This is a genomic window from Protofrankia sp. CiP1_Cm_nod1, assembly GCF_920888515.1.
Lineage (GTDB): Bacteria > Actinomycetota > Actinomycetes > Frankiales > Frankiaceae > Protofrankia.
On sequence record NZ_CAKKTM010000069.1, the window covers coordinates 1 to 2,367 of the forward strand.

Annotated in this window: 3 protein-coding genes and 1 pseudogene; 2 read left to right on the forward strand and 2 right to left on the reverse strand. The window is 71.9% G+C overall.

Annotation, left to right across the window (positions count from 1 at the left end; translation table 11 throughout):
* Both NBX02_RS03980 and NBX02_RS22920 read right to left on the reverse strand, forming a co-directional pair.
* Nucleotides 1–194, reverse strand: a pseudogene (locus NBX02_RS03980) (transglutaminase-like domain-containing protein); the annotation flags it as partial.
* Nucleotides 191–454 carry a putative acetyltransferase gene (locus NBX02_RS22920; protein ID WP_445548253.1) on the reverse strand — a complete coding sequence of 88 codons (264 nt, stop codon included), beginning with the start codon at nucleotides 452–454 and terminating at the stop codon, nucleotides 191–193. The pseudogene NBX02_RS03980 and the gene NBX02_RS22920, both read right to left, overlap by 4 nt.
* Before the next feature lie 87 nt (nucleotides 455–541).
* On the opposite strand from NBX02_RS22920, the gene fdxA reads away from it, so the two are divergent.
* Together fdxA and dapC are read left to right on the forward strand one after the other, a co-directional pair.
* Nucleotides 542–865 (forward strand): ferredoxin, encoded by a 324-nt coding sequence (gene fdxA, locus NBX02_RS03985; protein ID WP_250283594.1) that lies wholly within the window; start codon nucleotides 542–544, stop codon nucleotides 863–865.
* A 56-nt stretch (nucleotides 866–921) separates the two neighbouring features.
* The gene (gene dapC / locus NBX02_RS03990; RefSeq protein ID WP_445548254.1) at nucleotides 922–2,328 is read left to right on the forward strand and encodes a succinyldiaminopimelate transaminase; all 1,407 of its coding nucleotides are present in this window, start codon (nucleotides 922–924) and stop codon (nucleotides 2,326–2,328) included.
* Nucleotides 2,329–2,367: the final 39 nt, after the last annotated feature.

The window sequence follows — 2,367 nt, forward strand, 5'->3', positions numbered from 1 at the left end:
GCGCTGTCGGGGTCCCGAGCGGTGGCATCGGCGAGCCGGCCGGTCTGCGCGGCCAGCGCGTCCAGCTGGGCGAGCTCCCGCGCCGGGTCGAGGCCGGCCTCGGCCTCGGCCGCGATCAGCAGGCAGGCCAGCCCGAGATCGACGGGCTCCTGCCGGACGGTTTCAGCAAACTGGCGTCGTGTCCGTACAGTCATTGCGGGTTCGCCTCCGTCTGCCCCGCGGCCTGCCCCGAGCTGGACCGGCGTACCGGCTGTGGCGGGACCCGCCGCCCGGCGACCAGATCTGTTTCGGCGACTCTCACGATAGAACCGTCCCTGGTGCGTATCGTCAGGCAGCGATCGGCCCAGGACAGCAGCTCCCCCACGACGTCGGTCAGTGGCAGGGGCCCGGCGGCCCGTCGGCGGATCGATACCCTGGCGCCGGTGTCAGCAGGAGTGATACGGACGACATACACGACAAGCGAACGCCCTTGGTGTCGACACGGAACCGTTCAGGTCGATACTAGGGAATCAGTCGCCCGTGAGCCGAGGAGGAACAACCGGTGACCTACGTCATCGCGGAGCCTTGCGTCGATGTGAAGGACAAGGCCTGCATTGAGGAGTGCCCGGTCGACTGCATCTACGAGGGCGGACGGATGCTTTACATCCAGCCTGACGAGTGCGTCGACTGCGGAGCGTGCGAGCCCGTCTGTCCGGTGGAGGCCATTTACTACGAGGACGACGTGCCTGACCAGTGGAAGGGCTTCTCGGACTCGAACGCCCTGTTCTTCGAGGAGCTCGGCTCGCCGGGCGGGGCGTCGAAGGTGGGGGCGCTCGACTTCGACCCGCCCAGCGTCGCCGCGTTGGCGCCGCAGGCTGAGTCCTGACCGGGTCCGTGGGGCCTGCCGCGGCCACCGGGCTTCGGCAGGCCCGTCACCGCCGCGTGCGGCTGCCTGACTTCCCCTGGGACGCGCTGGCCCCGTTCGCGGAGAAGGCCCGTGCCCACCCGTACGGGCTGGTCGACCTCTCCGTCGGCACACCGGTGGACGCGACACCGCTGGTCGTCCAGCATGCCCTGGCCGCGGCGGCCAACGCGCCGGGCTATCCGACGACCGCCGGCACGCCCGAGCTGCGGGATGCCGCCGCCGGCTGGCTGGCGCGCCGGCTGGGCGTGATCGTCGACCCGTCCGCCGTGCTGCCGGTGATCGGGACGAAGGAGCTGGTCGCGCAGCTGCCCGGCCAGCTCGGGCTCGGCCCGGGGGACCGGGTCTGGATCCCGGCTCCGGCCTACCCGACATACGAGGTCGGGGCTCTGCTGGCCCGGTGCGAACCGGTCCTGGGCCCGGCGGACGGCGTGGGGCTGGTGTGGCTGAACACCCCGGCCAACCCGTCCGGGCGGGTACTGACCGTGGACGAGATGCGCGCCGTCATCGGCTGGGCGCGGGAGCGCGGCATCGTCGTCGCCAGCGACGAGTGCTACATCGAGCTGGGCTGGGAGGCCCGTCCCGTCTCGGTGCTGCACCCGGACGTCTGCGGCGGCTCGCACGAGGGGCTGCTCGCCGTCCACTCGCTGTCGAAACGGTCGAACCTCGCCGGCTACCGGGCCGGGTTCGTCACCGGGGATCCCCGGCTGGTGGCGGGCCTGCTGGAGGTCCGCCGGCACGCGGGCGCGATGGTGCCCACACCGGTCCAGGCCGCGATGACGGCCGCCCTGGCCGACGACATGCACGTCGCCGAGCAGCGGGCGCGTTACGCCAACCGCCGGGCCGTGCTCGCGGCGGCGCTGGCGGTCGCCGGTTTCACGATCGAACACAGCGAGGCCGGGCTCTACCTGTGGGCGACTCGCGGCGAGGACGCGTGGGCCACCGTGGACGCGCTGGCCACGGTGGGTGTGCTCGTCGCCCCCGGGACGTTCTACGGTGAGGTCGGCCGTCGGCACGTGCGGATCGCCCTGACCGGGCCGGACGCGCAGATCGCCACCGTGCCGGAACGGATGGCAGTGCTGCCGCCGCCGCAGGCTCCCGCGCCGTCCGTGGGGGGATATCATCCCGATGCCCGTACGACTGGGGCACACCCGGTGACGGCTCCTTCCTCGGCACCTCCGTTGGCGGCCCATCAGCTGTCCGCACCTCGTCCGCCTGCGGGCCAGCCGGTACGGGGCCCGCAGCCCGGCTCCACCGGCACGGGAGCGTTTCCCGTCGCGGCCTGGCCCACCTACGACGCCCCCGGCTACAGCACCTCCGGCCATGACAATCCTGCCTACGACAAGGCCGCCTATGACGGTGCCGGTTACGACGGCAACGGCGGGCACGGCGTCCAGGTCACAACAGAACCACCGGACATCCGGTAACCCCCAAATTGTGCCTTTGGCACAATTTGGGGACCCCTA